Source organism: Streptomyces sp. NBC_00536, assembly GCF_036346295.1.
Taxonomy (GTDB): domain Bacteria; phylum Actinomycetota; class Actinomycetes; order Streptomycetales; family Streptomycetaceae; genus Streptomyces.
In genome coordinates, this window is sequence record NZ_CP107819.1 from 6944130 (window position 1) to 6970109 (window position 25980).

Here is a 25980-nt window from a genome sequence, read left to right on the forward strand (position 1 = left end):
CCGACGGGGCAAATCCAGCCCGCCCGGCGTTTGAGGGCCCGCCGGAGGCAGAGTGGGCGGGAATAGGTGTGGGCCCCCGCCCCCCCCGGTGGGGGAGCGGGGGCCCGTACCGGCCTCGGGGGCGGGGTCAGAGCACGTCGGCGGCGATGTTCGCCGCGACACGCTCCAGCAGCGGACCCGCGTTGGCGATGCACTTCGCCGTGTCCGGCTCGATCTCCGTCAGCGGGTACGCGCGGCGGATCCCGGCGGCCTGGAGGGCCTCCTGGGTCAGCGCGAGCCGCCCGCACACCGCGACGACGTCCTTGCCCGCCGCGCGCGCCGCGGCCGCCACGCCCGCCGGAGCCTTGCCGTGCAGGGTCTGCTCGTCGAGCGAACCCTCACCCGTGATCACCAGCGTGGCCCGCTCCAGGGCCGGGGCGAAGCCCAGCACCTCCAGCATCAGCTCGATGCCGGGCCGGAAGGTCGCGCCCAGCAGCAGCGCGCCGTAGCCGATGCCGCCCGCACCGCCCGCGCCCGGAGCCAGCGCGCACTCGGCCGCCTTCGGGCCGATCGCCTTCTCCAGCACGAGCGCGAAGTGCGCCAGCGCTGCGTCCAGCGTCGCCACGTCCTCGGGGCTCGCGCCCTTCTGCGGGCCGTAGACCGCCGGAGCGCCCTTCGGACCGGTCAGCGGGTTGTCCACGTCGCTGGCGAGGACGAACTCCACCTCGGCGAAGCGCGGGTCGATCCCGGACAGGTCTGCGGAGGCCAGGGAGGCCAGTGCGCCGCCGCCCGGACCGACCGGTTCACCGTTCGCATCCAGGAACACCGCACCCAGCGCGGCGAGCATGCCCGCGCCGCCGTCGGTGGTGGCGCTGCCGCCCACACCGAAGACGATCGAGCGCGCGCCCGCGTCCAGGGCCGCCTTGAGCACCTCGCCCGAGCCGTACGTGGTCGACGTCAGCGGGGCGAAGACGCCCGCCGGCAGCAGCTGGAGGCCGGAGGCCTCCGCCATCTCGACCACGGCGGTGCCGTCGCGCAGCGCGAAAGCGGCCGTGACCTGGTCACCGAGCGGTCCGGTGACCCGTACCTCCCGGCGTTCGAACCCGGCCGCCACCGCGGCCGCGACCGTGCCGTCGCCGCCGTCCGCGACGGGGAGGGTCTCGATCTCCACGCCCGGTACGGCCTCGCGGAGGCCCGCCGTCACCCGCTCAGCGACCTGCACGGCCGTGAGCGAGCCCTTGAATTTGTCCGCGGCGATGAGCACGCGCGCGGTCTCAGTTACTGCTCCGTCCGTCACCTTGCTAATCCCTTGCTATCGAACAGTGCAGTCGCGCCGCCCTGAGCCTATCCGGAGGATTCTCCAATGCCCATGGGTGGCCTGGGACACACCCGGCGCGCCATGGTCATTTATCCAGACATTCCCCCGCATAGTGGGGCCACATGAGTACGGATTCACTGGAACAGCCACGCCCGGACACCCCGGCTGGTGCCCCCGGAGCCCCCGGCGCCCCCCGGGACGATGCGCCCGACCACATGGTCGTCGGCATCGGAGTGATCACCGTACTGGCCGTGGTCGCCTGGGCGGCGCTCGGCAAGGGCTCCTTCGACACGGCGTCGGGCACCGCGCTGGCCTGGGTGCTGAACAACTTCGCCTGGCTGTTCGTGATCGCCGCCGACGTCTTCCTGGTCATGTGCGTCGTCCTCGCGATCAGCCGCTTCGGCCGGATCCGGCTCGGGGCCGACGACTCCGAACCCGAGTTCACCAACCTCGCGTGGATCGCGATGATGTTCAGCGCGGGCATGGGCATCGGCCTGATGTTCTTCGGCGTCGGCGAACCGCTCACCCACTACCTGAGCCCGCCCCCGGCCAGCGGCGCCGCGCCCGGCACCGGTGACGCCGCGCGCGCGGCCCTGGAGTACTCCTTCTTCCACTGGACCCTGACCCCCTGGGCGATCTACGGCATCGCCGGCCTCGCCCTCGCCTACGCGACCTTCCGCAAGGGCCGCGGCAACCGCCTCAGCTCCGCCTTCGTGCCGCTCATGGGACAGCGCCGGGCCGACGGCTGGCCGGGCCGCGCCATCGACCTGCTCGCCGTCTTCGCGACCGTCTTCGGCACCGCGACCAGCCTCGGGCTCGGCGCGCTCCAGGTCGCCAAGGGCCTCAACATCACCACGGGCGTCGAGGACTCGACCACCCTCGAACTGATCATCATCGGCTCGCTCTCCGCCGCCTTCGTCCTCTCGGCCTTCTCCGGCCTGCACAAGGGGGTGAAGTGGCTCAGCACCGTCAACATCGTGCTGGCCGCCGTCCTGATGCTCTTCGTGTTCCTGCTCGGCCCCACCGTCTACATCCTCGACGTGATCCCCGCCAGCGTCGGCAGCTACCTGCACCAGCTGCTCCCGATGGCCAGCCGCACCGGCGCCTTCACCGACAGCGCCTGGCTCGGCGCGTGGACGATCTTCTACTGGGCCTGGTGGCTCTCCTGGGCGCCCTTCGTCGGCACCTTCATCGCCCGGATCTCCCGCGGCCGCACCATCCGCGAGTTCCTCATCGGCGTGCTGCTGGTGCCCAGCGGCGCGACCGTCATCTGGTTCTGCGTGATGGGCGGCACCGCGATCCGCCTCGACTCCACCGGCGCCGTCGACTTCGCCGCCAAGATCAAGGACGGCACCGAGGCCTCGCTCTTCGCGATGCTCCAGGCGCTGCCGCTGGGCACGGTGACCTCGTACGTCGCCATGGCCCTGGTCATGACCTACTTCGTCACCAGCGCCGACTCCGCCTCGCTCGTCATGGGCTCCCTCACCAGCCGCGGCTCGCTGCACCCGCCCACCTGGCTGGTGGTGACCTGGGGCGTGCTGATGGCCGCCGTCGCCGCGGTGCTGCTCGTCGCGGGCGGCCTGAAGTCCCTCCAGACGGCCACGATCCTCGTCGCGCTGCCCTTCGTTCTCGTGATGCTCCTGGTGTGCTGGGCGCTGGTGAAGGAACTGCGCGCGGACCCGGGCGCCGGACCCGCCCGCCACCACGCCCTGCACGGGGTGCGCGACGCCGTACGGGCCATGGTCGGCGACGCCCTCACCGAGCAGGGCCCGGCCCGCCACCCCCGCCTGCGGCGAGTGGCCGAGTCCCGCTCCCGCGACCGCGAGGACGACGGCGGCCAGCCGTGAGCGACAGCCCGTTAGGGTGTCGGCGTGACCACCACTGATGACTACGCCGCCTACATCGCGAGCCTGCCCAAGGTGCTGGCGGGCGCGGCCGCGCTGTACCGGGACACCGAGGGCCGGGTGCTGCTCGTCGAGCCCAACTACCGCGAGGGCTGGGCCCTGCCCGGCGGGACCGTCGAGTCCGACCGGGGCGAGTCCCCGCGCTCCGCGGCCCGCCGCGAGAGCGCCGAGGAGATCGGTCTCGACCTCCCGCTCGGCCGGCTGCTCGCGGTGGACTGGGTGCTCGGCACGGGCCGCCCGCCGCTCGTCGCGTACGTCTACGACGGTGGAGTGCTGGACGCGGAGCAGCTGGCGTCCGTCAGGCTCCAGGAGGAGGAACTGCTCTCCTGGCGGCTGGTCGGTCCCGCCGAACTCATCGACCACCTGCCCGGGGCGCTGGGCCTGCGCACCGCGGAGGCCTACCGGGTCCTGCGGTCCGGCGAAGGCACGGCGGAGCTGGAGAACGGCCGCCGTCCGCAGTAGCGCGGTGGCACACCGTGTCCGGACGACCTGGAGGGTGACCCGTAACACGATGCCTACATCGGACGGGTCACAATTGCCGCATGATCACGATGTACGCCTGGCCCAGCACCGCTGATGGGCCCGACGCCCTGCCCATGGTCCACTTCACCACCGAAGAGCAGGCCGGCGCCGACGTCACGCCCGACGGGGTGCCCGTCTGGCTGTTCGACACCGCGATACGCGATGGCGGCTGGGCCCACTTCTCCGACTACGACGGCTGGGCGGCCCCCGCACCTGGCTGGACCGCCGCCTACCGCCGGGCCGACGACGTCCTCTTCGTCAGCGGCCCCGGCGCCTGCGAGGGCTGGTACCAGGGCAACCTCGGCGCCCCCGCCGAGTGGGTGGACGCCGCGGCCGCCCAGCAGAACCTGGTCCTGCTCGCCGCCCCGGTGCCGCACCCCTCGCTGTACGGGTACGCGGTCGAGGCCGGGGCCGCCTTCGCCCTGCTGGTCCCCCTGCTGGTGGTCTGAGAACCGGTCCCGGCCTAGAACAGGCCGTCCGCCGGGGCTGCCACGCCCGGACGGCCGGACTCGAACTCCAGCAGCCGCACCTTGCGCTCGACCCCGCCGCCGTACCCCGTCATGCTCCCCGAGGCCCCGATCACCCGGTGGCACGGGACGATGATGCTGATCGGGTTCTTGCCGTTGGCCAGGCCCACCGCGCGCGAGGCGTTCGGCTTGCCCAGCTTGGCCGCCAGCTCCCCGTACGACCAGGTCTCGCCGTAGGGGATGCGCGTCAGCTGGTCCCAGACGCCGCGCTGGAACTCGGTGCCCTCCAGCCGCAGCGGGAGGTCGAAATCGCGGCGCTCCCCGGCGAAGTAGGCGGTCAGCTGGGCCACGACGGCCGGGAAGGGCTCCTCCGTGGCCGCCACCCGCTCCCCGAAGGACTCCTCCGGTGGCCGGTGGCGCTGTCCGGTCATGTAGAGGCCGCTGAGCGTGCCGCCGGTGGCGACCAGGGTGAGCGGCCCGTACGGGCTGTCGACGACGGCGTGCTGCTTGGCGGTGCTGTTGCGGTCCATGAGCCGGTCTCTCCTCGTGCGTGCGGAAGGTGACTTGTGTTGTGGCCCGGTCAGCCGGGCAGATGGTTGATCGGGTGGTCGTCCGTCGCCCACAGGTACTGGACGGCGTACGCCCGCCAGGGCCGCCAGGCCGCCGCCCGGGCGGTCAGCGCTGCCGGGGTGGACGGCAGCCCGAGCCCCTGGGCGGCCCGCCGCACCCCCAGGTCCGAGGGCAGGAACGCGTCCGGGTCGCCCAGCGCCCGCATCGCGATCACCTCGGTGGTCCAGGGCCCGAAACCGGGCAGGGCGCCGAGCCGGGCCCGCGCCGCCTCCCAGTCGCTGTCGATGCCGAGCGGCAGCGAACCGTCGGCCAGGGCGCCGACCAGCGTGGTCAGCGTCGTACGCCTGCTGCGCGGCAGGGCGAGGGTCTCGGGGTCCAGCGCGGCCAGCGCCTCGGCGGAGGGGAAGAGGTGGGTCAGCCCGCCCGCCGGATCGGGGTCGCTCACCGGCTCCCCGTACGCCGTCACCAGCCGGGCCGCGTGGGTGCGCGCGGCCGCCGTGGACACCTGCTGGCCGAGCACCGCCCGTACGGCGAACTCCGCCGCGTCGACGCTACGGGGCACCCGGCGCCCGGGGGACTTGTCGACCAGCGGCGCGAGCAGCGGGTCGCGGCGCAGCTGCTCGTCCACGGCCTCCGGATCGGCGTCGAGATCGAGCAGCCGGCGGCACCGGCTGATCGCGATCGTCAGGTCCCGCAGATCGGTCAGGGCCAGCTGGCAGGCGATGTGGTCGGGCCGGGGGCTCAGGGCCACCACCCCCGTGCCGTAGGGCAGCCGCAGGGTCCGCCGGAAGGCCCCGTCGCGCCATTCCTCGACGCCGGGCACGGCGGTGGCCGCCAGGTGCCCGAAGAGGTTGTCGGGGGTGAGCGGCGCGCGGAAGGGGAGCCGCAGGGAGAGCGAGCCGGGGACGCGGGGCTGCGGGGCGCCCCGGTGGGCCTTGCGCGCCCGCTCGCGCAGGTCGCTGGGGGCGAGGGCGAAGACCTCGCGCACGGTGTCGTTGAAGGTCCGGATGGAGGAGAACCCGGCGGCGAAGGCGACATCGCCCATCGGCAGCTCGGAGGTCTCCACCAGCAGCCGCGCGGTCTGCGCGCGCTGAGCCCGGGCCAGGGCCAGCGGACCGGCTCCCAGCTCGGCGTTCAGCTGGCGCTCCACCTGGCGCGTCGAGTAGCCGAGGCGGGCGGCGAGCCCGGGGACGCCCTCGCGGTCGACCACCCCGTCCTGGATCAGCCGCATGGCCCGGGCGACGGCGTCGGCGCGCGCGTTCCACTCGGGGGAGCCGGGGCTGGTGTCGGGGCGGCAGCGCTTGCAGGCCCGGTAGCCCGCCTGCTGGCAGGCGGCGGCACTGGGCAGGAAGGTCATGTTCGCCACCTTGGGCGGTACCGCCGGGCAGCTCGGGCGGCAGTAGATCCCGGTCGTCCTGACGGCCGTGAAGAACCATCCGTCGAAGCGGGCGTCCTTCGACCGGACGGCCCGCACGCAGCGCTCGGTGTCGGTGTGCATGACTCAAGGATCGGACATCGGCGGGGGCCCGGCTGGCGGTTTTGCGACATGGACCTTCAGGGGCCCAGGGGGTGTCCGGTGGATCTCCGCGGCGTCGCGACGCCCGGCACGCGCTCTCGCCGCACCGGCCGAAAGCCCGAGTACGTCCAGTACGCGGGCTTCCGGCCGGCACGCCGAGAGCACGCACCGGACGCCGCTCCTTCCCCGCGGAGATCCACCAGACACCCCCTAGCCGTCCTGCGGCACCGGGCCCATGCGAAGGGCCCCGGTCGCCGTGTCGGCGTCCGGGGCCCTTCGTACAGGTGTCACCGCTTACGGCAGCTGGCCTGCCCGTGCCTCGCGCCGGTTGTGGCGGAAGGTGTTGGCCCGCCGCGTGGTCGCGAACAGCGGGATGGTCGCCGCGAGGGCGATCTGGAGCGCGCAGCCGGTCTGGAGCAGCAGCTGACCGCCCGGGGCGTCGAACGCCCAAGCCGCCAGCAGCCCCATCGCGCCGACGATCCAGCTGAGCATCGCCACCGCGAGGACACCCCGCGGCTTGGGGTACTCGACCCGGCTCACCATCAGCCAGGCCACGCCGATGATCGCCATCGTGGTCGGGATGAACGGCAGCTCCAGCAGCACGATCGAGACGACCGTGAGCGCGCCGAAGGGGCTCGGCATGCCCTGGAACATGCCGTCCTTCATCGTCACGCAGCTGAATCTCGCCAGTCTGAGCACGACGGCGAGCAGGACGACGATCGCCGCCAGTGCCGACACCCGCTGGTGCGCGTCGTCGGCGACCATGCCGTAGACGAGCACGAAGTACGCGGGGGCCAGCCCGAAGCTGATCAGGTCGGACAGGTTGTCCAGCTCCGCGCCCATGGGCGAGCTGCGCAGCTTGCGTGCCACCAGGCCGTCGCACAGGTCGAAGACCGCGGCGAGCAGCATCAGTATCACGGCGGTCGCGGCGCTGTGACGCGCCATGCCCGATTCGTCACTGCCGGTGAGGTGCGGGATGAGGATTCCGGTGGTGGTGAAGTACACCGCCATGAATCCGCAGGTCGCGTTGCCGAGGGTGAGGGTGTCCGCTATCGACAGCCGCAGCGAGAGGGGCATCTCCTCGCCGTCGGTCTCCTCCTCGGCGACGGGCACCCAGTCGGACCGGCCGGGGCCGGTCTTCTGGTCCGCCCGGCTCGCCGGTGATTCGGGATCAGTCACGGTCAATTCGAGTCACCCCCGCGGTGGTGGCCTGTCCGACCTCGACCGCGACCTCGACACCCTCGGGAAGGTAGATGTCGACGCGCGATCCGAAGCGGATCAGACCGATGCGCTCGCCCTGCTCGACCTTGGTTCCGGCCGGCAGGTAGGGAACGATGCGACGGGCGACCGCTCCCGCGATCTGCACCATCTCGATGTCGCCGAGCTCGGTGTCGAAGTGCCAGACAACGCGCTCGTTGTTCTCGCTCTCCTTGTTGAACGCCGGAACGAATCCGCCGGGGATGTGCTCCACGGACGTCACCGTGCCCGCGAGGGGCGCGCGGTTGACGTGGACGTTCAACGGGCTCATGAAGATCGCGACCCGGGTACGCCCGTCCTTCCACGGCATGATGCTCTGCACCACTCCGTCGGCGGGCGAGATGACGCGGCCCTGGGCGATCTCTCGCTCGGGGTCGCGGAAGAACCACAGCATGCCCGCCGCCAGCGCAGTGGTGGGCACGGCCACCGCGGCCCAGCGGCCGGACTTGCGGGCCCGGGTGAGGCTGAGCGCAGCGGTGGCGACGGTCGGCAGAAGCCACGGCGATGCTCCGCGCGCGAGGCGTCCACCGAGGAGGCCGACGCGAGGTGCAGAGGTTTGGCTGTGGGGCATGGATGACCTTCGTAGCGGGTGATTGCCGCGCCGCAAACTGGGGGACGGGACGGCGGCTTTACTGGAATGCTATCGGTTGCACGCAACAACTGGGCAAGCCAGAAGCCGAGTCGATGTCCGTCGGCCAGTGACTGGATGTGACCTTTTCGCCGAAATGATTCGGACATTTCGGCCTGAAAGGGTGCTTTCAGCCCTGCAGTCGGTACTCCTCGAGCAGGCGTCGCCCAATGATCATTTTTTGGATCTCGGCGGTACCTTCACCGATCAGCAGCATCGGTGCCTCCCGGTAGAGGCGCTCGATCTCATACTCCTTCGAGAAGCCGTAGCCGCCGTGGATGCGGAACGCGTCCTCGACCACCTCCTTGCAGTACTCGGAGGCGAGGTACTTCGCCATCCCTGCTTCGAGGTCGTTTCGTTCCCCGGAGTCCTTTTTGCGTGCTGCATTGACCATCATCGCATGGGCGGCCTCGACCTTGGTAGCCATCTCGGCCAGCTTGAACTGGATGGCCTGGTGCTCGGCGATGGCCTTGCCGAAAGTGTGACGTTGCTGGGCATATGAGACACCCAACTCGAACGCACGCTGAGCGACGCCACAGCCACGAGCCGCCACGTTGACACGGCCGACCTCGACCCCGTCCATCATTTGGTAAAACCCTCGGCCGGTTGTCCCGCCAAGGACCCGATTGGCCGGAATGCGCAGTCCGTCCATGATCAGCTCAGTGGTGTCGACACCCTTGTAGCCCATCTTGTCGATCTTGCCCGGGATGGTCAGGCCGGGACGCACCTCACCGAAGCCGGCCTCCTTCTCGATCAGGAAGGTCGTCATCGACTTGTGGGGCGCCGTGCCCTCCGGGTGGCCTTCGTCACTGCGGACGAGGACGGCGACCAGCGTCGAGGTGCCGCCGTTCGTCAGCCACATCTTCTGGCCGTTCAGGACGTACTCGTCGCCGTCCCGCACCGCCTTGGACGTGATCGCCGACACGTCGGAGCCCAGACCCGGCTCGGACATCGAGAACGCGCCGCGGACCTCGCCCGCCGCCATCCGGGGCAGGAAGTGGTCCTTCTGCTCCTGGGTGCCGTGCTGCTTGATCATGTACGCCACGATGAAGTGGGTGTTGATGATGCCCGAGACGGACATCCAGCCCCGCGCGATCTCCTCCACGCACAGCGCGTAGGTGAGCAGGGACTCACCCAGGCCGCCGTACTCCTCCGGGATCATCAGGCCGAAGAGGCCGAGTTCCTTGAGGCCGTCGACGATCTGCTGCGGGTACTCGTCGCGGTGCTCCAGCTGGGTCGCGACCGGGATGATCTCCTTGTCGACGAACTCCCGGACGGTCTTGAGGATCTCCCGCTGGACGTCGTTGAGGCCGGCGGTCTGGGCAAGTCGGGTCATGGTGCTACTTCCCCTGTTCCTTCAGCGTGGGGCGGCCGGGCTGTTCGCCGCCGCGCTCCTTGATGTACGTCTCGGTCGGGACCATCACCTTGCGCCGGAAGACGCAGACGAGGGTGCCGTCCTGCTTGTAGCCCTTGGTCTCCACGTAGACGATGCCGCGGTCGTTCTTCGACTTCGACGGCGTCTTGTCCAGGACCGTGGTCTCGCCGTAGATCGTGTCCCCGTGGAAGGTCGGCGCCACGTGGCGCAGCGACTCGATCTCCAGGTTGGCGATCGCCTTGCCGGAGACGTCCGGCACGGACATGCCCAGCAGCAGCGAGTAGATGTAGTTGCCCACGACGACGTTCTTGCCGAAGTCGGTGGTGTTCTCGGCGTAGTTGCTGTCCATGTGGAGCGGGTGGTGGTTCATGGTCAGCAGGCAGAAGAGGTGGTCGTCGTACTCGGTGACCGTCTTTCCGGGCCAGTGCTTGTAGACCGCGCCGATCTCGAACTCTTCGTAGGTGCGTCCGAACTGCATGGTGCCTAGCCCTCCGGGATCTCGAACTTGGTGGTGCGCCGCATGCCCGCCGCGCGCCCCTTGCCGGAAATGACCAGGGCCATCTTGCGGCTGGCCTCGTCGATCATCTCGTCGCCGAGCATCGCGGAGCCCTTCTTGCCGCCGGCCTCCGAGGTGCACCAGTCGTAGGCGTCCAGGATCAGCTCGGCGTGGTCGTAGTCCTCCTGCGAGGGGGAGAAGACCTCGTTCGCGGCGTCGACCTGGCCGGGGTGCAGCACCCACTTGCCGTCGAAGCCGAGGGCGGCGGCGCGGCCCGCGACCTCGCGGTAGCCGTCCACGTTCTTGATCTGGAGGAAGGGGCCGTCGATCGCCTGGAGGTCGTGCATGCGGGCCGCCATCAGGATCCGCATCAGGATGTAGTGGTAGGCGTCCGCGCCGTAGCCGGGCGGCTGCATGCCCACGACCAGCGACTTCATGTTGATCGAGGCCATGAAGTCGGCCGGGCCGAAGATGATGGTCTCCAGCCGCGGCGAGGCGGCGGCGATCGCGTCGACGTTCACCAGGCCCTTGGCGTTCTCGATCTGCGCCTCGATGCCGATCTTGCCGACCTCGAAGCCCATGGTCTTCTCGATCTGCGTCAGGAGGAGGTCGAGCGCCACGACCTGCTGGGCGTCCTGGACCTTCGGCAGCATGATGCAGTCGAGGTTCTGGCCCGCGCCCTCGACGACGGTGATCACATCGCGGTACGTCCAGTGCGTGGTCCAGTCGTTGACGCGCACCACGCGGGTCTTGCCGGTCCAGTCGCCCTGGTTCAGTGCCTCCACGATCGTGTGGCGGGCGCCCTCCTTGGCGAGCGGGGCGCAGGCGTCCTCCAGGTCGAGGAAGACCTGGTCGGCCGGCAGGCCCTGGGCCTTCTCCAGGAAGCGCGGGTTCGAACCCGGCACCGCGAGACAGGAGCGGCGCGGCCGCAGCCGGTTGACCGGGGAAGTGGGCGTGGTCATGCGGGGACCTCCGTGCTTGCGACGTTCTCTAGTGGGTGGAGCTTGTTCGCCTTGCGGATCTCGTCGACGATACGGCCGATGATCTCCGTGATGCCGAAGTCCTTCGGGGTGAAGACGGCGGCGACCCCGGCCGCCTTCAGGGTGACGGCATCGGCGTTCGGAATGATGCCTCCGACGATGACGGGAATGTCACCCGCCCCCGCCGCCCGGAGGCGTTCGAGGACGTCCGGGACCAGCGCGCAGTGCGAGCCGGACAGGATGGACAGCCCCACGCAGTGCACGTCCTCGGCCAGGGCGGCCGTGGAGATTTCCTCGGGGGTCAGCCGGATGCCCTGGTAGACCACCTCGAACCCGGCGTCGCGGGCCCGTACGGCGATCTGCTCGGCCCCGTTGGAGTGCCCGTCCAGGCCCGGCTTGCCGACCAGCAGCCGCAGCCGCCCGGCGCCCAGGTCCGCGGCCGTACGGGTCACCTTCGCACGGACCTCGGCCATCGGTGTGCCCGGCTCGGCGGTGACCGCGACCGGCGCCGAGGAGACCCCGGTCGGCGCCCGGAACTCGCCGAACACCTCGCGCAGGGCGTTCGACCACTCGCCGGTGGTGACACCGGCGCGGGCGCACTCCAGGGTGGCCTCCATCAGGTTCTCGGTGCCGGCCGCCGCCTCCTTGAGCCGGTCCAGGGCCTGGCGGGTGGTGGGGAAGACGAAGGGATCGCCGTTGCCCTGCCGCTCGGAGGACTCCTCGCGCTCGGCGCGCCAGCGGCCGATCCGCTCGACGGTCAGCGCCTCCACGGCTCCGTCCACCGTCATGATCGCGCCGTCCAGGTCGGCGGTCAGCGGGTTCGGCTCTGTCTGCTGGAAGCAGTTGACGCCGACGATCTTGTCCTCGCCGTCCTCGATCCGGGCCCGCCGCTCGGCGTGCGAGGAGACCAGCTGGGACTTCAGGTACCCGGATTCGACGGCGGCCATGGCCCCGCCCATCTCCTGGATCCGCTCGATCTCCGCCATGCACTCGGTGACCAGCGAGTCCACCTTGGCCTCGATCACGTGCGAGCCCGCGAAGATGTCCTCGTACTCCAGCAGGTCGCTCTCCAGCGCCAGCACCTGCTGGATGCGCAGCGACCACTGCTGGTCCCAGGGCCGGGGCAGGCCCAGCGCCTCGTTCCAGGCCGGCAGCTGGACGGCGCGGGCGCGGGCGTCCTTGGAGAGGGTGACCGCCAGCATCTCCAGCACGATCCGCTGGACGTTGTTCTCCGGCTGCGCCTCGGTCAGGCCGAGGGAGTTGACCTGGACGCCGTAGCGGAAGCGCCGCTGCTTCTCGTTCTCGATGCCGTAGCGCTCGCGGGTGATCCGGTCCCAGATGCGGCCGAAGGCGCGCATCTTGCACATCTCCTCGATGAAGCGGACGCCCGCGTTCACGAAGAAGGAGATACGGGCGACCACCTCGCCGAAACGTTCCGCCGGGACCTGGCCCGAATCGCGGACCGAGTCGAGCACGGCGATCGCCGTGGACATCGCGTACGAGATCTCCTGGACCGGAGTGGCTCCCGCCTCCTGCAGGTGGTAACTGCAGATGTTGATCGGGTTCCACTTCGGGATGTGGTTGACCGTGTACGCGATCATGTCCGTCGTCAGGCGGAGCGAGGGCCCGGGCGGGAAGACGTGCGTCCCGCGCGAGAGGTACTCCTTGACGATGTCGTTCTGGGTGGTGCCCTGGAGCTGGGCGATGTCCGCGCCCTGCTCCTCGGCGGCCACCTGGTAGAGCGCCAGCAGCCACATGGCGGTGGCGTTGATCGTCATCGAGGTGTTCATCTGCTCCAGGGGGATGTCCTGGAACAGCCGCCGCATGTCGCCCAGATGGGAGACCGGAACCCCGACCCGGCCGACCTCGCCGCGGGCGAGGATGTGGTCGGGGTCGTATCCGGTCTGCGTCGGCAGGTCGAAGGCGACCGACAGACCCGTCTGGCCCTTGGCGAGGTTGCGGCGGTACAGCTCGTTGGACGCCTCGGCCGTGGAGTGGCCGGCGTACGTCCGCATGAGCCACGGACGGTCTTTCTGGCGCTCTGTCATCTCAGGCTGTCCCTTTGGCCTTTGAGGCGGTGTCAGACGTTACGGCTGTGCTTGTTGGTCCGCTCCGCTACGCGTCGCGGAACAGGTTGATGGCTTCGAGGTGCGTGGCGCGCATCTCGTGGTCGCGCACGCCCAGGCCCTCGGCGGGAGCCAGTGCGAGGACGCCGACCTTGCCCTGGTGCAGGTTGCGGTGGACGTCGTAGGCGGCCTGGCCGGTCTCCTCCAGGGAGTAGACCCGGGAGAGGGTGGGGTGGATCTTGCCCTTGGCCACGAGGCGGTTGGCCTCCCACGCCTCGCGGTAGTTCGCGAAGTGCGAGCCCACGATCTTCTTGAGCGACATCCACAGGTAGCGGTTGTCGTACTCGTGGTTGTAGCCCGAGGTCGAGGCGCAGGTGACGATCGTGCCGCCCTTGCGGGTGACGTAGACGCTGGCGCCGAAGGTCTCGCGGCCCGGGTGCTCGAAGACGATGTCCACGTCCTCGCCGCCGGTCAGTTCGCGGATGCGCTTGCCGAAGCGCTTCCACTCCTTGGGGTCCTGGGTGTGCTCGTCCTTCCAGAACTTGTAGCCCTCGGCGCTGCGGTCGATGATCGCGGTCGCGCCCATCGCGCGGCAGATGTCCGCCTTCTGCTCGCTGGAGACGACGCAGATCGGGTTCGCGCCGCCGGCCAGGGCGAACTGCGTGGCGTAGGAGCCGAGTCCGCCGCTGGCGCCCCAGATCAGGACGTTGTCGCCCTGCTTCATGCCGGCGCCGTTGCGGGAGACCAGCTGGCGGTAGGCGGTGGAGTTGACCAGGCCGGGGGAGGCGGCCTCCTCCCAGCTGAGGTGGTCCGGCTTGGGCATCAGCTGGTTGGACTTGACCAGTGCGATCTCTGCCAGGCCGCCGAAGTTGGTCTCGAAGCCCCAGATCCGCTGCTCGGGGTCGAGCATCGTGTCGTTGTGGCCGTCCGAGGACTCCAGCTCGACCGAGAGGCAGTGCGCGACGACCTCGTCGCCCGGCTTCCAGGCGTTCACGCCGGGGCCGGTGCGCAGGACCACGCCCGCCAGGTCGGAACCGATGATGTGGTACGGCAGGTCGTGCCGCTTGGTCAGCTCCGAAAGGCGCCCGTAACGCTCCAGGAAGCTGAAGGTCGACACGGGCTCGAAGATCGAGGTCCACACCGAGTTGTAGTTGACCGAGGAGGCCATGACGGCCACCAGGGCTTCGCCCGGGCCGAGTTCGGGGACCGGGACCTGGTCGAGGTGCAGGGACTTGCGCGGGTCCTTCTCGCGGGTGGTGAGCCCCGCGAACATTTCGGCTTCGTCCTTGTGCACGGTGATCGCGCGGTAGGAGTCGGGCAGCGGCAGGGCCGCGAAGTCGGCGGCCGTCGCGGCCTGCGACTGGATCGCGTCCAGGATGTCCTTCACGGTGGTGCCTCCGGCTGAGCGTTGAGGGAACGCTGAGGGGGTGGTGCGGTGAGGGTGGAGCAAGGCGAGGGTGCGGTGCTGAGGGCGTGCCGTCGGTCCGGCGGGGGTGGTGCGTGGCGACGCGCGGGTGGCGCGGAGGGTGCCTGTGACGCAGGCGTCCGGGGCGCGCTCCGTGCCGTGGTGGGCGTGGATCGCGGGGACATCCGGACGAGATTCAACGTATGGCACCCCGTGTCACTCGGCAAGGCACTGCGTGCCAAGAATTTCTCTCATTTGCCGATTGACCTGCGCGTATGAGCGATGATCGATCAGAGTTACCCACGAGTAGGGACAAGGCGGGCACAAAGAAAGGGCCGCCCCCGGAACGGGAGCGGCCCTTGTGACGAGCGTCGCTATCTGTTGCGCAGCGCCTCTTCGATCGTCCTCATGACCTCGTCGAGCGGAGCGTCCGTACGGGCCACCGCGACCAGTACCTCGCCCTCGGTGCGGACGGCGGCCGGAGCCGGCGCCCCCGCCTGCGAGCGCCCCGCCCCGATCCCGGAGCCGAAGGTCTTGCGCACGATCGAGAACGCGTGGTCCAGCTGCCCCTCCACGTCCCCCTGGCCGCCCGCCCGCAGCCAGCGCCGCAGCACGTGGTTGTGGGCGGTGACCACCGCGGAGGCCGCCACCTCGGCGAGCAGCGGATCGTCGTTGCCGGCGTGGTGGTCCTGCTCGTCGAAATGGGCCAGCAGGTAGCGCGTGAACAGCCGCTCGTAGCGGGCCACCGAGGCGATCTCCCGCTCCCGCAGCGCGGGCACCTCGCGGGTCAGCCGGTAGCGCTCCACCGACACCGCCGGGGAGGCGGCGTACATCTTCATGACTTCCTTGATCCCGCGGCACACCGTGTCGAGCGGGTGCTCGTGCGCCGGGGCCACGTCCAGGACCGCCTCGGCCCGGGTCAGGGTGTCGTCGTGGTCCGGGAAGATCGCCTCTTCCTTGGACCGGAAATGGCGGAAGAAGGTCCGCCGCGCGACACCCGCGGTCGCGGCGATCTCGTCGACCGTGGTGGCCTCGTACCCCTTCGTCGCGAACAGCTCCATGGCCGCGGCGGCCAGCTCGCGGCGCATCTTGAGGCGCTGGGCGGCCGCCCGGGTACCCGCGGCGCTCTCCGGGGCGTCGGAGGCCGAGGCGGCGCGGGACGAGGTCTTGGCGGGCTGGGACATGGATCGAAAGTACTTCATTGCCGCAGGAGAGCGCTCCTGCGGGGCCAGGGAGTGGGATGGATGCGGGGGAGGGCCCGCACTGGGCTCGGTGGGTGTGTCCCGCCGTGAGGGTCCGGCAGTCCCGAGCAGCCCTCCCCACGCATCCGGCTCGGATGCCCGCCGGCCGGGCCGTGGCTCGCCGGCGGGGGCGCGCACGGGCTTACCGGCGGGCGTACTCACGGAAACCGCGGCCGGTCTTCCGGCCGAGGCAGCCCGCCGCGACCAGGTGCTCCAGCAGCGGCGACGGGGCCAGCCCCGGGTCGCGGAACTCCTTGTGGAGGACCTTCTCGATGGCCAGGGAGACGTCGAGACCGACCACGTCGAGCAGCTCGAAGGGCCCCATCGGGTACCCGCCGCCCAGCTTCATCGCGGCGTCGATCTCGTCCAGGCTCGCGTAGTGCTGCTCGACCATCTTGATCGCGTTGTTCAGGTACGGGAACAGCAGCGCGTTCACGATGAACCCCGCACGGTCCCCGCAGTCCACCGGGTGCTTGCGCACCTTCACGCAGATCGCGCGGACCGTGGCGTGCACGTCGTCGGCCGTCAGGACCGTACGGACCACCTCGACGAGCTTCATCGCCGGGGCCGGGTTGAAGAAGTGCATGCCGATCACGTCCTGCGGGCGCGAGGTCGCGCGGGCGATCGCGATCACCGGCAGGGAAGAGGTGGTCGTCGCCAGGATCGCGCCCGGCCGGCACACCTTGTCCAGGGTCGCGAACAGCTCCTGCTTGACCGCCAGGTCCTCGGCGACGGCCTCGACGGCCAGGTCCACCTCGGCGAAGGCGTCCAGGGAACCGGCCGGGGAGATCCGCTCCAGGGTCCGCGCGGCGGCCTCCGCCGTGAGGCGGCCCTTGTCCACCGCCCGGGCCAGGGACTTGCCGATCGCGGCCTTCGCCGCGTCCGCCTTGTCCTGGCTGCGGCCCGCCAGCACCACCGAGTAGCCGGCCTGCGCGAAGACCTGCGCGATACCGCTCGCCATCGTCCCGGAACCGGCCACGCCGACCACGGAGACCGGGCGGCTGGAGGCGATCACCGAACCGTCCAGCGGGGTCTGCAGGTCGCGCACGATGACCGGGCTGCCCTGGGCCTCGTACGTGTAGAACCCGCGCCCGGACTTGCGGCCGGTCAGCCCGGCCTCCGCGAGGTGGCCGAGGATCGGCGCCGGAGCGTGCAGCCGGTCGCCGGAGGAGGCGTACATGGCCTCCAGGACGGTCCGGGCGGTGTCGACGCCGATCAGGTCGAGCAGGGCCAGCGGGCCCATCGGCAGGCCGCAGCCCAGCTTCATGGCCGCGTCGATGTCCTCGCGGGAGGCGTACTTGGCCTCGTACATGGCGGCGGCCTGGTTCAGGTAGCCGAAGAGCAGCCCGTCCGCGACGAAACCGGGGCGGTCGCCGACCGCCACGGGCTCCTTGCCCAGCTCCCGGGCGAGCGCCGTGACCGCCTCGACGGCGGTCGGCGCGGTGAGCACGCAGGAGACGATCTCGACGAGCTTCATGGCCGGGGCCGGGTTGAAGAAGTGCAGGCCCAGCACCCGCTCGGGGCGCAGCGACTCGGCGGCGAGCCGGGTCACCGACAGCGCGTTCGTGCCGGTGGCGAGGACGGTGTCGGGGCGCACGATCCGGTCCAGCGCGGCGAAGACCTGCTGCTTCAGCTCGTAGGACTCCGGGACGACCTCGATGACGAGGTCGGCGTCGGCGGCCGCGGACAGCTCGCCGAAGGTGCGGAAGCGGGCGAGTACGGCGTCCCGCTCCTGCTCGGTGAGCTGCTCACGGGTGACCGAGCGGGCGGTGGCGGCGGCCAGCGAGGCCGTGGCGCGCCGGGCGGCGCTCTCGTCGATGTCGATGCCGATGACCTCGCGGCCGGCCCGGGCGAGGACCTCGGCGATACCGGTGCCCATGGTGCCGAGGCCGACGACGGCGATCGTCTGCGGGGAGGAAGGGCCGGAAGAAGGCGGGGTGGGCTGACTGGACTGACGGTCCATCGCGGGACTCCAGTGAAGAGTGACGACTGAGGGAGGGCGCGCGAAGAGGGGCGCGCCGGATGCCGTGCGGGGCGGAAAGCCGCCACGAGCAGGGCGGTGCCGTGCGGGGCGGAGAGCGGCGGACCCTGTCCCGGGGCCACGCCGTACGAACATCGGTACCCGAAGAGATCGGAGTACCGGACCGACGGACACGGGGGCGGCTGCGTCACCAGGCCGCCCTCGTACGTGTTGAGAAGGACAGTAACCCGCCGGTAACCGGTTGGCCAGAGCACGGGAGCCCGGAAGAGATGTGACGTACACCGCTCGCCCGCCTCCCGCCCGCCCTAGGGTGGTCGCGTGAACGTGCTGGAGCGGCTGCGGGCAGAGGCGGACCAAGCGCCGGAGTACGAGGCGCTGTTGACGGCGCGGCCGGACGCGCTGGCCGATGCGCTGACCGCGGCGGGCCGCCCGCTGTGGGCCCGCGAACTGGCGGCGTACCGCCTCGGGCTGGCCGGGGACCGGCGCGCCTTCGAGTCCCTGGTGCTGCTGCTCAACCACCGGGACCCGCCGCGCTGCGAGGCCGCCGCGCAGGCCCTGGCGGTGCTGAACGACCCCCGGACCGCCCGCGCGGCGGCGGCCCTGGCCACCAACGAACTGCGCACGGCCTACGCCCTGCACCCGGTCCGGCTCCTGACGGCCCTGCGGGCCCCCGAATCCGCCCCCACCCTGATCGCCACCCTCGCCCGCCTCCTGGGCCCGAACGACCCGTACTGGCGAGTGGCCCTCGCCTGCGTGGAAGGCCTGGGCGCCCTGGCCGACCCCCGTGCCCGAGACGTCCTGACCCGCGCCCAGTCCCACCCCCGCCTCGCCCTCGCGGCGACGAAAGCCCTGCGGGAGCTGGCCGCCCCCGCGTAGGGCCCTTCCGTACGTACGGCCTAGCCGCGGAAGCCCAGCACGCCGTGGAGAGCTGCTCCGCCCGCCGTCGCGGGGACCGCGCGGGTGGCTGCGGTCGGCTGGGGGTCGGGGCGGGCCGCGCAGGTGGCGTCGGACGCCTTGCCCGTCGTCAGGTACGCGGCCAGCTTCTCGTCCAGGCAGGCGTTGCCGCTGAGTGCGATGCCGTGGTTGCCGCCGCCCTCCTCGACGACCAGCGCCGAGTTCTTGAGCTTCTCGTGCATCGCCTTCCCGCCCTCGAACGGGGTCGCCGCGTCCAGGGTGGCCTGGAAGAGCAGCGCGGGCGGCAGGTCGGCGTTCGTGATGTCCGGCGCCGCCAGCGGCTGCGTCGGCCAGAACGCGCACGGAGCGTTGTACCAGGCGTTGTTCCAGGTCATGAACGGCGCCTCGGCGTGCGTGCGCCACATGTCGGCGCGCCAGGTGTTCCAGTCCTTCGGCCAGGCCGAGTCCCGGCACTGGACCGCGGTGTAGACGCTGTAGCTGTTGCCCGCGGACGGTTCCACCGCGCCGAACCGCTCGTAGGCGGCCACCAGGGGTTTGGTCTCGCCGCGCGCCGCATAGGCGGCGAAGGCCTCCGCGAGGTTCGGCCAGTAGCCGTTGTAGTAGCCGCCCGGCATGAAGGTGTCCTCCAGCTCGGCCGCCCCGACCTTGCCGCCCGCCGGGGTGGTGCGCACCGCGTCCCGCATCTCGTACCAGCGGGCCTCGACCTCCGCCGGATCGGTGCCCAGCCGGTAGGTGGCGTCGTGGCGGGCCACCCAGGCCAGGAACGCCTTGTGGCGGGCGTCGAAGGCCCGGTCCTGGGCGAGGTTGTCGGCGTACCAGATGCCGCCCGGGTCGACGATGGAGTCCAGCACCAGCCGGTGTACGCGCTCCGGGTGCAGCTTCGCGTACACCGCGCCCAGGTAGGTCCCGTACGAATAGCCGAAGTAACTGATCCGCGGCGCGCCGAGGGCCACGCGCAGCAGCTCGATGTCGCGGGCGGCCGACACGGTGCCGATGTACGGGAGCACGTCCGCGTGCCTGGCCCGGCAGGATTCGGCGAAGGACTTCACCCGGTCCAGGTTCGCCCGCTCGACGCCCGGGTCGAGGGGCACGGAGTCCGGGCGTACGGGCTTGAAGTGGTCCCCGCCGCAGTCCAGGGCGGGTTCGCTCCTGCCGACGCCGCGCGGGTCGAAGCCGATGACGTCGTACTGCGCGGCCACCGCCTTGGGGAGCGCGGAGGCGACGTACCCGGCCAGGGCGCGCCCGCTGCCGCCGGGGCCGCCGGGGTTGACCAGCAGGGGGCCCTGGGAGGTCTTCCCGGTGTGCGGGACGCGGGTGAGGGCCAGCGAGATCCGCCGCCCGCCGGGCCGGTCGTGGTCCAGCGGCACCGAGAGCGAGGCGCACTGGAGGGTCGGGTAGCGCGCCGTCTTGCAGTCGGTCCAGCGCAGCGCCGCGGCGGCGGGGGCGGCGGCCGTGACCGGGCTCGCGAGGGCGGTGGCGACGGTGGCGACGGACAGCAGCACCGCGGCGCGCTTCTTCAAGGGGCGGATCAATGGGGCCTCCCAGCCGAGGGTTCTGGGCGGAATCGTCCCGGAACCGGGGGACGGAAACCGGGATTGTGCGGCGTATTGGCCCGATCTGATGACGCTTCACCGGCGGCCCCGGCCGCAGATGGAGTACCGGCGCCGGGGCGGCCGGGTACCGGACACCGGCCGGAGGCGGATTTGGGCGGTCGACGCGGAGGTGATTGGCTTGCGGGGGACGAGTGAACACAACTGCTGGAGGAACAGCTATGGCGCAGGTCGAGGCCACCACGGAACGGATCATCGCGGCTGACGCGGAGACCGTGTTCGACGCGCTGGCGGACTACAGCGGCACCCGGGGCAAGCTGCTCCCCGAGCACTTCAGCGAGTACGAGGTGCGCGAGGGCGGCGACGGCGAGGGCACCCTGGTGCACTGGAAGCTCCAGGCCACCAGCAAGCGGGTGCGCGACTGCCTGCTGGAGGTCACCGAGCCCACGGACGGGCAGCTCGTGGAGAAGGACCGCAACTCCTCCATGGTCACCACCTGGACCGTGACCCCGTCCGGCGAGGGCAAGTCCAGGGCCGTGGTCTCCACCGTCTGGAACGGCGCGGGCGGCATCGGCGGCTTCTTCGAGCGCACCTTCGCCCCCAAGGGCCTGGGCCGCATCTACGACAGCGTGCTGGCGAACCTGGCCACCGAGGTCGAGAAGGGCTAGCCGCCCCGCCTCTACGGAGTCTACGGACAGCCGTCCCGCGGACCGGTGGGCGCGCCCCACGCGGCTCACCGGTTCGAGTGGATTTCCCGGCCGGCGGCGACCGGCGCGCCGACCCTGGGCGCGGGCGGGGGCCGTGGATAGGCTGGGGCCCCTGCGTCGTGACCGACCGCCCGGGGGCCCTGATGAAGATCCTCGTCTCCGCCGACATGGAGGGCGCCACGGGCGTCACCTGGCCCGCCGACGTCCTGCCCGGCACCCCCCAGTGGGAGCGCTGCCGCGCGCTGTTCACCTCCGACGTGAACGCGGCGGCCCTCGGATTCTTCGACGGCGGCGCCGACGAGGTGCTCGTCAACGAAGCCCACTGGACCATGCGCAACCTGCTGCTGGAGCGCCTCGACGAGCGCGTGCAGATGCTCACCGGCCGCCACAAGGCCCTCTCCATGGTCGAGGGGGTCCAGCACGGGGACGTCGACGGGATCGCCTTCGTCGGCTACCACACGGGCGCGGGCGAGGCGGGCGTCCTCGCCCACACCTATCTCGCCAATTCCATCACCGGAGTCTGGGTGAACGGCGTCCGCGCGAGCGAGGGGCGGCTCAACTCCCTCGTGGTCGCCGAATACGGCGTCCCCGTGGTCCTGGTCACCGGCGACGACCTGACGTGCGCGGACGCGGCCCGGTACGCGCCGCACGCCCGGACCGTCGCGGTGAAGGACCACGTCTCGCGCTACGCCGCGGTGTGCCGCACCCCCGCCCGGACCGCCGCCGACATCCGCGCGGCCGCCGCGGCGGCCACCGCCCTCGCCGTGCGCCACGAGCCCGCGGCCCGCGGCCCGTTCACGGTCGAGGTGGAGTTCGACGCCGAGCACCTGGCGATGTCGGCGACCGTCGTCCCCGGGGTCGAACGGACCGGGGAGCGCCGGATCGCCTACACCAGCGGGGCGATGTACGAGGGGATCCGGACCTTCAAGACGGTCACGACGATCGTCTCGGCAGCGGTGGAGGAGCAGTATGGGTGACATGGAACAGGTTCTGGACGCGGCGGACGCGATGGACGACATGGACGCGGCGGACGCGATGGACGTGCGCGGCGGGCCGGAGTCGGCCGTCGACCCGCGGGCGCTCGACGAGGTCGTCGAGTTCACCTCCGGTCTGATCCGCATCGACACCACCAACCGCGGCGGCGGCGACTGCCGGGAGCGCCCGGCCGCCGAGTACGCCGCCGAACGCCTCGCCGCCGCAGGGCTGGAGCCCGTCCTGCTGGAGCGCACCCCCGGCCGCACCAACGTGGTCGCCCGGATCGCGGGCACCGACCGCACCGCCGACGCGCTGCTCGTCCACGGCCACCTGGACGTGGTGCCCGCCGAGGCGGCCGACTGGAGCGTCGACCCCTTCTCGGGCGAGGTCCGCGACGGGGTGGTCTGGGGCCGCGGGGCCGTCGACATGAAGAACATGGACGCGATGATCCTGGCCGTCGTACGGTCCTGGGCCCGGGCCGGGGTCCGGCCGCGGCGCGACATCGTGATCGCCTTCACCGCCGACGAGGAGGACAGCGCCGTCGACGGCTCGGGCTTCCTCGCCGACCGGCACGCGCACCTCTTCGAGGGCTGTACGGAGGGCCTCAGCGAATCCGGTGCCTTCACCGTGCACACCGGACCCGGCCGCGCCCTCTACCCCATCGCGGCCGGTGAACGCGGCACCGCCTGGCTGAAGTTGACCGCCCGTGGCACCGCCGGGCACGGTTCGAAACCCAACCGGGCCAATGCCGTCACCCGGCTCGCCGCCGCCGTCGCCCGGATCGGCGCGCACGAATGGCCGGTGCGGATCACCGACACCGTCGCCGCCTGCCTCACCGAACTCGCCGCGCACCAGGGCCTGTCCGTGGACCCGAGGAGTCCCGGTTTCGACCTCGACGCGGTGCTGGAGCGGCTCGGGCCCGCCCGCATGCTGGTCGAGGGAACCGTCCGCAACAGCGCCAACCCCAGCATGCTCAGCGCCGGTTACAAGGTCAACGTGGTGCCCGGCCGGGCCACCGCCCACATCGACGGCCGGATGGTGCCCGGCGGCGAGCCGGAGTTCCGCGCCACCCTCGACGCGCTCACCGGCCCCGACGTCGACTGGGAGTTCCACCACCGCGAGGAGGCCCTCGAAGCCCCGGTCCACGGCCGGACCTTCGGGATCCTGCGCGAGGCCGTCGAGCACTTCGACCCCGAAGGCCACGTGCTCCCCTTCTGCATGGCGGGCGGCACCGACGCCAAGCAGTTCTCCCGCCTCGGCATCACCGGCTACGGCTACTCCCCGCTCAAGCTGCCCCCCGGCTTCGACTACTGGTCGCTCTTCCACGGCGTGGACGAGCGGGTCCCCGTCGACGCCCTGCACTTCGGGGTCAGGGTCCTCGACCGCGCGCTGCGGACCCTGTGATGGTCCCCGCGTCACCCGCGGGTCCCGCCGCGCCCGCCGTCCCCGCCGTGCCGACCGCGCCCTACGGCACCTGGCCCTCGCCCATCGACGCGGCGCTCGCCGCCTCCCACGACGGGCGGCCCGAGTACCTCGGCACGGTCGGCGCCGAGGTGTGGTGGACCGAGCCGCGCCCCGACGAGGGCGGCCGCCGCACCCTGGTCCGGCGGCCCGCCGACGGCGGCCCCGCGGCCCCGGTGCTGCCCGCGCCCTGGAACGTGCGCAGCCGGTTCACCGAATACGGCGGCAAGCCCTGGGCCGGCGCCGAACGGGCCGACGGGAGCGGCCCGTTGCTGGTCTTCACGCACTTCGCCGACCAGCGGCTGTACGCCTACGAGCCGGACGCGCCCGGCGTCGCCCCCCGCCCGCTGACCCCCCTCGGCCCCACCGGCGGCGGGCTGCGCTGGGTGGACCCGGTGCTCCGCGAGGACGCCGTGTGGTGCGTCATGGAGGAGTTCACCGGGCCCGCGCCGACCGATGTGCGCCGGGTCCTGGCGGCCGTACCGCTGGACGGATCCGCCGCCGGTGACCGCTCGGCGGTGCGCGAACTGACCGACGACCGGCACCGGTTCAGCACCGGAGCCCGGCTCTCGCCGGACGGCCGGCAGGCCGCGTGGCTGGTCTGGGACCACCCGCGGATGCCCTGGGACGGTACCGAACTGCTGCTGGCCGAGGTCACCGCCGACGGCGCGCTCACCGGGATCCGCTCCGTGCTCGGCGGCCCCGGGGAATCCGTCGCCCAGGCCGAATGGGCCGCCGACGGAAGCCTGTTGGCGCTCAGTGACCGGGGCGGCTGGTGGAACCCGTACCGGGTGAGCCGCACCGGCGGGGAGCCCGTCGGCCTGTGCCCGCGCGAGGAGGAGTTCGGCGGCCCGCTCTGGAAGCCGGGCCTCGGCTGGATGGCGCCGCTGGCCGACGGCCCCGTGGCCGTCCTGCACGGCCAGGGCTCCTCGGTGCTGGCCGTCCTCGATCCGGAGACCGGCGACCTGGTGGACGCGGCGGGCCCCTGGACCGCCTGGCAGCCCACCCTGGCCGCGCACGGCACCCGCGTCTACGGCGTCGCGGCCAGCCCGCGCAGCCCGTACGAGGTGGTCGAACTGGACACGGCGAGCGGCCACGCGCGGCCCGTGGACACCGGGAGCGCCCGCCGCCCCGGCCCCGTGGACCCCGCCTACTACCCCGAACCGCAGAGCCGCACCTTCCTCGGCCCCGACGACCAGCAGATCCACGCGCACGTCTACCCGCCGCACCACCCCACCCTGCGCGCCCCCGCCGACGAACTCCCGCCCTACGTGGTGTGGGCCCACGGCGGCCCCACCGACCACGTGCCGCCCGTACTCGACCTGCACATCGCCTACTTCACCTCCCGCGGCATCGGGGTGGCCGAGGTCAACTACGGCGGCTCCACCGGCTACGGGCGGGCCTACCGCGAGCGGCTGCGCGAGCAGTGGGGCGTGGTCGACGTGGAGGACTGCGCCGCGGTGGCCCGCGCGCTCGCCGCCGAGGGCACCGCCGACCCGGCCCGGCTCGCCATCCGGGGCGGCAGCGCGGGCGGCTGGACCACGGCGGCCTCGCTGGCCGCGACCGACCTGTACGCCTGCGGGACGGTCATCTATCCGGTGCTCGACCTCACCGGCTTCGCCGCCGAGACCCACGACCTGGAATCCCGCTACATCGACGGGCTCGCCGGACCGCCCGACACCCTGGCCGTCCGCTGCCGGGACCGCTCGCCGCTGGCCCGCGCCGACCGGATCACGGCGCCGTTCGTCCTGCTCCAGGGCCTGGACGACGCGGTGTGCCCGCCCTCCCAGGCCGAACGCTTCCTGGCCGCCATGCGCGGCCGCTCGGTGCCCCACGCCTACCTCGCCTTCGAGGGCGAGGGCCACGGATTCCGCCGCGCGGACACCATGGTCCGCGCGCTGGAGGCCGAACTGTCGCTGTACGCCCAGACCTTCGGCTTCGCGCGGCCGGACATCCCGCGCCTGGAGCTGCGCCCCTGACCGCGCCCCGCGGTTAGCATCGAAGGATGCCTGATCTTGATCCGCTGTACCTCGCCGCAGGCCCCCGGGTCGGGCTGCGGCGCATCCGGTCCGCCGACGGGCCCGAGTTCATCCGGCGCACCCGGGAGAGCCGCGAGCTGCACCGGCCGTGGCTGTTCCCGCCGGGGACGCCCGAGGAGTACGCGGCCTACGCGGCCCGGCTGACCGGCGCCGACGGCGCGGACGAAGCGCGCGCCGGGTTCCTGGTGTGCGAGCGCGACGGCGGCGCGATCGCCGGATTCGTCAACGTGAACAACATCGTGCGCGGAGCGTTCCAGTGCGGGGCCCTGGGCTACGGGGCCTTCGCGCACGCCGCCGACCGGGGCCTGATGACGGAGGGAGTGGGCCTGCTGCTCCGGCACGCGCTGACCGGGCCGCCGACGGACGAGGCCGGCGGCCCGCACGGACCCGCCCCGCACGGCTCCGCCCCGCACGAACCCGGCCCCCGCGGGCTCGATCTGCACCGGCTGGAGGTCAATGTCCAGCCCGGCAACGCCGCCTCGATCGCGCTCGTCCGCCGCCTCGGCTTCCGCCTGGAGGGCCTCTCACCCGCCTTCCTGCGCGTCGACGGCGCCTGGCGCGACCATGAACGCTGGGCCATCACCCGGGAGATGCTCGACCCGGCGGTCCCGCATCACGCAGGATGAGG

General features: G+C 71.9%; 22 protein-coding genes. 9 read left to right on the forward strand and 13 right to left on the reverse strand.

The annotated features are described in order from the left end of the window. Positions 1-127 precede the first annotated feature (127 nt). The gene (locus tag OHS33_RS29685) at positions 128-1276 is read right to left on the reverse strand and encodes a glycerate kinase (RefSeq protein WP_330333484.1); all 1149 of its coding nucleotides are present in this window, start codon (positions 1274-1276) and stop codon (positions 128-130) included. A gap of 143 nt (positions 1277-1419) precedes the next feature. Here OHS33_RS29685 and OHS33_RS29690 point away from each other — a divergent pair, with 143 nt between their 5' ends. The 3 genes from OHS33_RS29690 to OHS33_RS29700 all read left to right on the forward strand — a co-directional run bounded on the left by OHS33_RS29690 (position 1420) and on the right by OHS33_RS29700 (position 4172). Continuing rightward, positions 1420-3144 carry a BCCT family transporter gene (locus OHS33_RS29690; protein ID WP_330333485.1) on the forward strand — a complete coding sequence of 575 codons (1725 nt, stop codon included), beginning with the start codon at positions 1420-1422 and terminating at the stop codon, positions 3142-3144. Positions 3145-3168: 24 nt separating this feature from the next. Then, positions 3169-3663 (forward strand): NUDIX hydrolase, encoded by a 495-nt coding sequence (locus OHS33_RS29695; RefSeq protein WP_330333486.1) that lies wholly within the window; start codon positions 3169-3171, stop codon positions 3661-3663. Positions 3664-3743: 80 nt separating this feature from the next. Continuing rightward, positions 3744-4172: a hypothetical protein gene (locus OHS33_RS29700; protein ID WP_330333487.1), complete on the forward strand. Its 429-nt coding sequence runs from the start codon at positions 3744-3746 to the stop codon at positions 4170-4172. 14 nt (positions 4173-4186) lie between these two features. Here the strand turns inward: OHS33_RS29700 and OHS33_RS29705 are convergent, their stop codons facing one another. The 11 genes from OHS33_RS29705 to OHS33_RS29755 all read right to left on the reverse strand — a co-directional run bounded on the left by OHS33_RS29705 (position 4187) and on the right by OHS33_RS29755 (position 17687). Beyond that, positions 4187-4720 (reverse strand): methylated-DNA--[protein]-cysteine S-methyltransferase, encoded by a 534-nt coding sequence (locus OHS33_RS29705; protein WP_330333488.1) that lies wholly within the window; start codon positions 4718-4720, stop codon positions 4187-4189. Positions 4721-4770: 50 nt separating this feature from the next. Beyond that, positions 4771-6258 carry an AlkA N-terminal domain-containing protein gene (locus tag OHS33_RS29710; RefSeq protein ID WP_330333489.1) on the reverse strand — a complete coding sequence of 496 codons (1488 nt, stop codon included), beginning with the start codon at positions 6256-6258 and terminating at the stop codon, positions 4771-4773. Positions 6259-6570: 312 nt separating this feature from the next. Continuing rightward, a complete protein-coding gene (gene pssA, locus OHS33_RS29715; protein WP_443065369.1) occupies positions 6571-7461 on the reverse strand; it encodes a CDP-diacylglycerol--serine O-phosphatidyltransferase in 891 nt (296 codons plus the stop codon). Beyond that, the gene (locus OHS33_RS29720; protein ID WP_330333490.1) at positions 7448-8104 is read right to left on the reverse strand and encodes a phosphatidylserine decarboxylase; all 657 of its coding nucleotides are present in this window, start codon (positions 8102-8104) and stop codon (positions 7448-7450) included. The genes pssA and OHS33_RS29720 overlap by 14 nt, the downstream gene beginning before the upstream one ends. Before the next feature lie 187 nt (positions 8105-8291). After that, positions 8292-9497 (reverse strand): acyl-CoA dehydrogenase family protein, encoded by a 1206-nt coding sequence (locus tag OHS33_RS29725; protein ID WP_330333491.1) that lies wholly within the window; start codon positions 9495-9497, stop codon positions 8292-8294. A 4-nt stretch (positions 9498-9501) separates the two neighbouring features. Beyond that, the gene (locus OHS33_RS29730; RefSeq protein ID WP_053681718.1) at positions 9502-10014 is read right to left on the reverse strand and encodes a MaoC family dehydratase; all 513 of its coding nucleotides are present in this window, start codon (positions 10012-10014) and stop codon (positions 9502-9504) included. Between the two features lie 5 nt (positions 10015-10019). Further along, on the reverse strand, positions 10020-10994 hold the full coding sequence (locus OHS33_RS29735) for an HpcH/HpaI aldolase/citrate lyase family protein (RefSeq protein ID WP_330333492.1): 975 nt from the start codon (positions 10992-10994) through the stop codon (positions 10020-10022). Then, complete coding sequence (locus tag OHS33_RS29740) at positions 10991-13060, reverse strand: protein meaA (RefSeq protein WP_330333493.1); 2070 nt, start codon at positions 13058-13060, stop codon at positions 10991-10993. Before OHS33_RS29740 ends, OHS33_RS29735 begins: the two co-directional genes overlap by 4 nt. A 67-nt stretch (positions 13061-13127) precedes the next feature. Next, a complete protein-coding gene (ccrA, locus tag OHS33_RS29745; protein ID WP_330333494.1) occupies positions 13128-14465 on the reverse strand; it encodes a crotonyl-CoA carboxylase/reductase in 1338 nt (445 codons plus the stop codon). Positions 14466-14857: 392 nt separating this feature from the next. Then, on the reverse strand, positions 14858-15667 hold the full coding sequence (locus OHS33_RS29750; RefSeq protein ID WP_330333495.1) for a TetR family transcriptional regulator: 810 nt from the start codon (positions 15665-15667) through the stop codon (positions 14858-14860). A 199-nt stretch (positions 15668-15866) separates the two neighbouring features. Further along, on the reverse strand, positions 15867-17687 hold the full coding sequence (locus OHS33_RS29755; protein WP_330333496.1) for a 3-hydroxyacyl-CoA dehydrogenase family protein: 1821 nt from the start codon (positions 17685-17687) through the stop codon (positions 15867-15869). A 336-nt stretch (positions 17688-18023) separates the two neighbouring features. On the opposite strand from OHS33_RS29755, the gene OHS33_RS29760 reads away from it, so the two are divergent. Further along, a complete protein-coding gene (locus tag OHS33_RS29760; protein WP_330333497.1) occupies positions 18024-18581 on the forward strand; it encodes a HEAT repeat domain-containing protein in 558 nt (185 codons plus the stop codon). A 20-nt stretch (positions 18582-18601) separates the two neighbouring features. Here the strand turns inward: OHS33_RS29760 and OHS33_RS29765 are convergent, their stop codons facing one another. Then, the gene (locus OHS33_RS29765; protein WP_330335257.1) at positions 18602-20140 is read right to left on the reverse strand and encodes an alpha/beta hydrolase; all 1539 of its coding nucleotides are present in this window, start codon (positions 20138-20140) and stop codon (positions 18602-18604) included. Between the two features lie 251 nt (positions 20141-20391). Here OHS33_RS29765 and OHS33_RS29770 point away from each other — a divergent pair, with 251 nt between their 5' ends. From OHS33_RS29770 to OHS33_RS29790, 5 genes are all read left to right on the forward strand, one after another. Further along, positions 20392-20838 (forward strand): SRPBCC family protein, encoded by a 447-nt coding sequence (locus OHS33_RS29770; RefSeq protein ID WP_330333498.1) that lies wholly within the window; start codon positions 20392-20394, stop codon positions 20836-20838. A 182-nt stretch (positions 20839-21020) separates the two neighbouring features. Beyond that, positions 21021-21854 (forward strand): M55 family metallopeptidase, encoded by an 834-nt coding sequence (locus OHS33_RS29775; RefSeq protein ID WP_330335258.1) that lies wholly within the window; start codon positions 21021-21023, stop codon positions 21852-21854. 58 nt (positions 21855-21912) lie between these two features. Beyond that, positions 21913-23256: a M20/M25/M40 family metallo-hydrolase gene (locus OHS33_RS29780; RefSeq protein WP_330335259.1), complete on the forward strand. Its 1344-nt coding sequence runs from the start codon at positions 21913-21915 to the stop codon at positions 23254-23256. Then, positions 23256-25292, forward strand: a complete 2037-nt coding sequence (locus OHS33_RS29785) for a prolyl oligopeptidase family serine peptidase (protein ID WP_330333499.1) — start codon at positions 23256-23258, stop codon at positions 25290-25292. Before OHS33_RS29780 ends, OHS33_RS29785 begins: the two co-directional genes overlap by 1 nt. A gap of 26 nt (positions 25293-25318) precedes the next feature. Next, complete coding sequence (locus tag OHS33_RS29790; RefSeq protein WP_330333500.1) at positions 25319-25978, forward strand: GNAT family N-acetyltransferase; 660 nt, start codon at positions 25319-25321, stop codon at positions 25976-25978. Positions 25979-25980: the final 2 nt, after the last annotated feature.

Bases quoted from the DNA above. Each gene is read 5' to 3' on its own strand.
- OHS33_RS29770 (WP_330333498.1), top strand. From the start codon at position 20,392: ATGGCGCAGGTCGAGGCCACCACGGAACGGATCATCGCGGCTGACGCG.
- OHS33_RS29785 (WP_330333499.1), top strand. From the start codon at position 23,256: ATGGTCCCCGCGTCACCCGCGGGTCCCGCCGCGCCCGCCGTCCCCGCC.
- OHS33_RS29740 (WP_330333493.1), bottom strand. From the start codon at position 13,060: ATGACAGAGCGCCAGAAAGACCGTCCGTGGCTCATGCGGACGTACGCC.
- OHS33_RS29720 (WP_330333490.1), bottom strand. From the start codon at position 8,104: ATGCCCCACAGCCAAACCTCTGCACCTCGCGTCGGCCTCCTCGGTGGA.
- OHS33_RS29710 (WP_330333489.1), bottom strand. From the start codon at position 6,258: ATGCACACCGACACCGAGCGCTGCGTGCGGGCCGTCCGGTCGAAGGAC.
- OHS33_RS29775 (WP_330335258.1), top strand. From the start codon at position 21,021: ATGAAGATCCTCGTCTCCGCCGACATGGAGGGCGCCACGGGCGTCACC.
- OHS33_RS29700 (WP_330333487.1), top strand. From the start codon at position 3,744: ATGATCACGATGTACGCCTGGCCCAGCACCGCTGATGGGCCCGACGCC.
- OHS33_RS29735 (WP_330333492.1), bottom strand. From the start codon at position 10,994: ATGACCACGCCCACTTCCCCGGTCAACCGGCTGCGGCCGCGCCGCTCC.
- OHS33_RS29705 (WP_330333488.1), bottom strand. From the start codon at position 4,720: ATGGACCGCAACAGCACCGCCAAGCAGCACGCCGTCGTCGACAGCCCG.
- OHS33_RS29750 (WP_330333495.1), bottom strand. From the start codon at position 15,667: ATGTCCCAGCCCGCCAAGACCTCGTCCCGCGCCGCCTCGGCCTCCGAC.
- OHS33_RS29730 (WP_053681718.1), bottom strand. From the start codon at position 10,014: ATGCAGTTCGGACGCACCTACGAAGAGTTCGAGATCGGCGCGGTCTAC.
- OHS33_RS29690 (WP_330333485.1), top strand. From the start codon at position 1,420: ATGAGTACGGATTCACTGGAACAGCCACGCCCGGACACCCCGGCTGGT.
- OHS33_RS29755 (WP_330333496.1), bottom strand. From the start codon at position 17,687: ATGGACCGTCAGTCCAGTCAGCCCACCCCGCCTTCTTCCGGCCCTTCC.
- OHS33_RS29780 (WP_330335259.1), top strand. From the start codon at position 21,913: ATGGACGTGCGCGGCGGGCCGGAGTCGGCCGTCGACCCGCGGGCGCTC.
- OHS33_RS29790 (WP_330333500.1), top strand. From the start codon at position 25,319: ATGCCTGATCTTGATCCGCTGTACCTCGCCGCAGGCCCCCGGGTCGGG.
- OHS33_RS29725 (WP_330333491.1), bottom strand. From the start codon at position 9,497: ATGACCCGACTTGCCCAGACCGCCGGCCTCAACGACGTCCAGCGGGAG.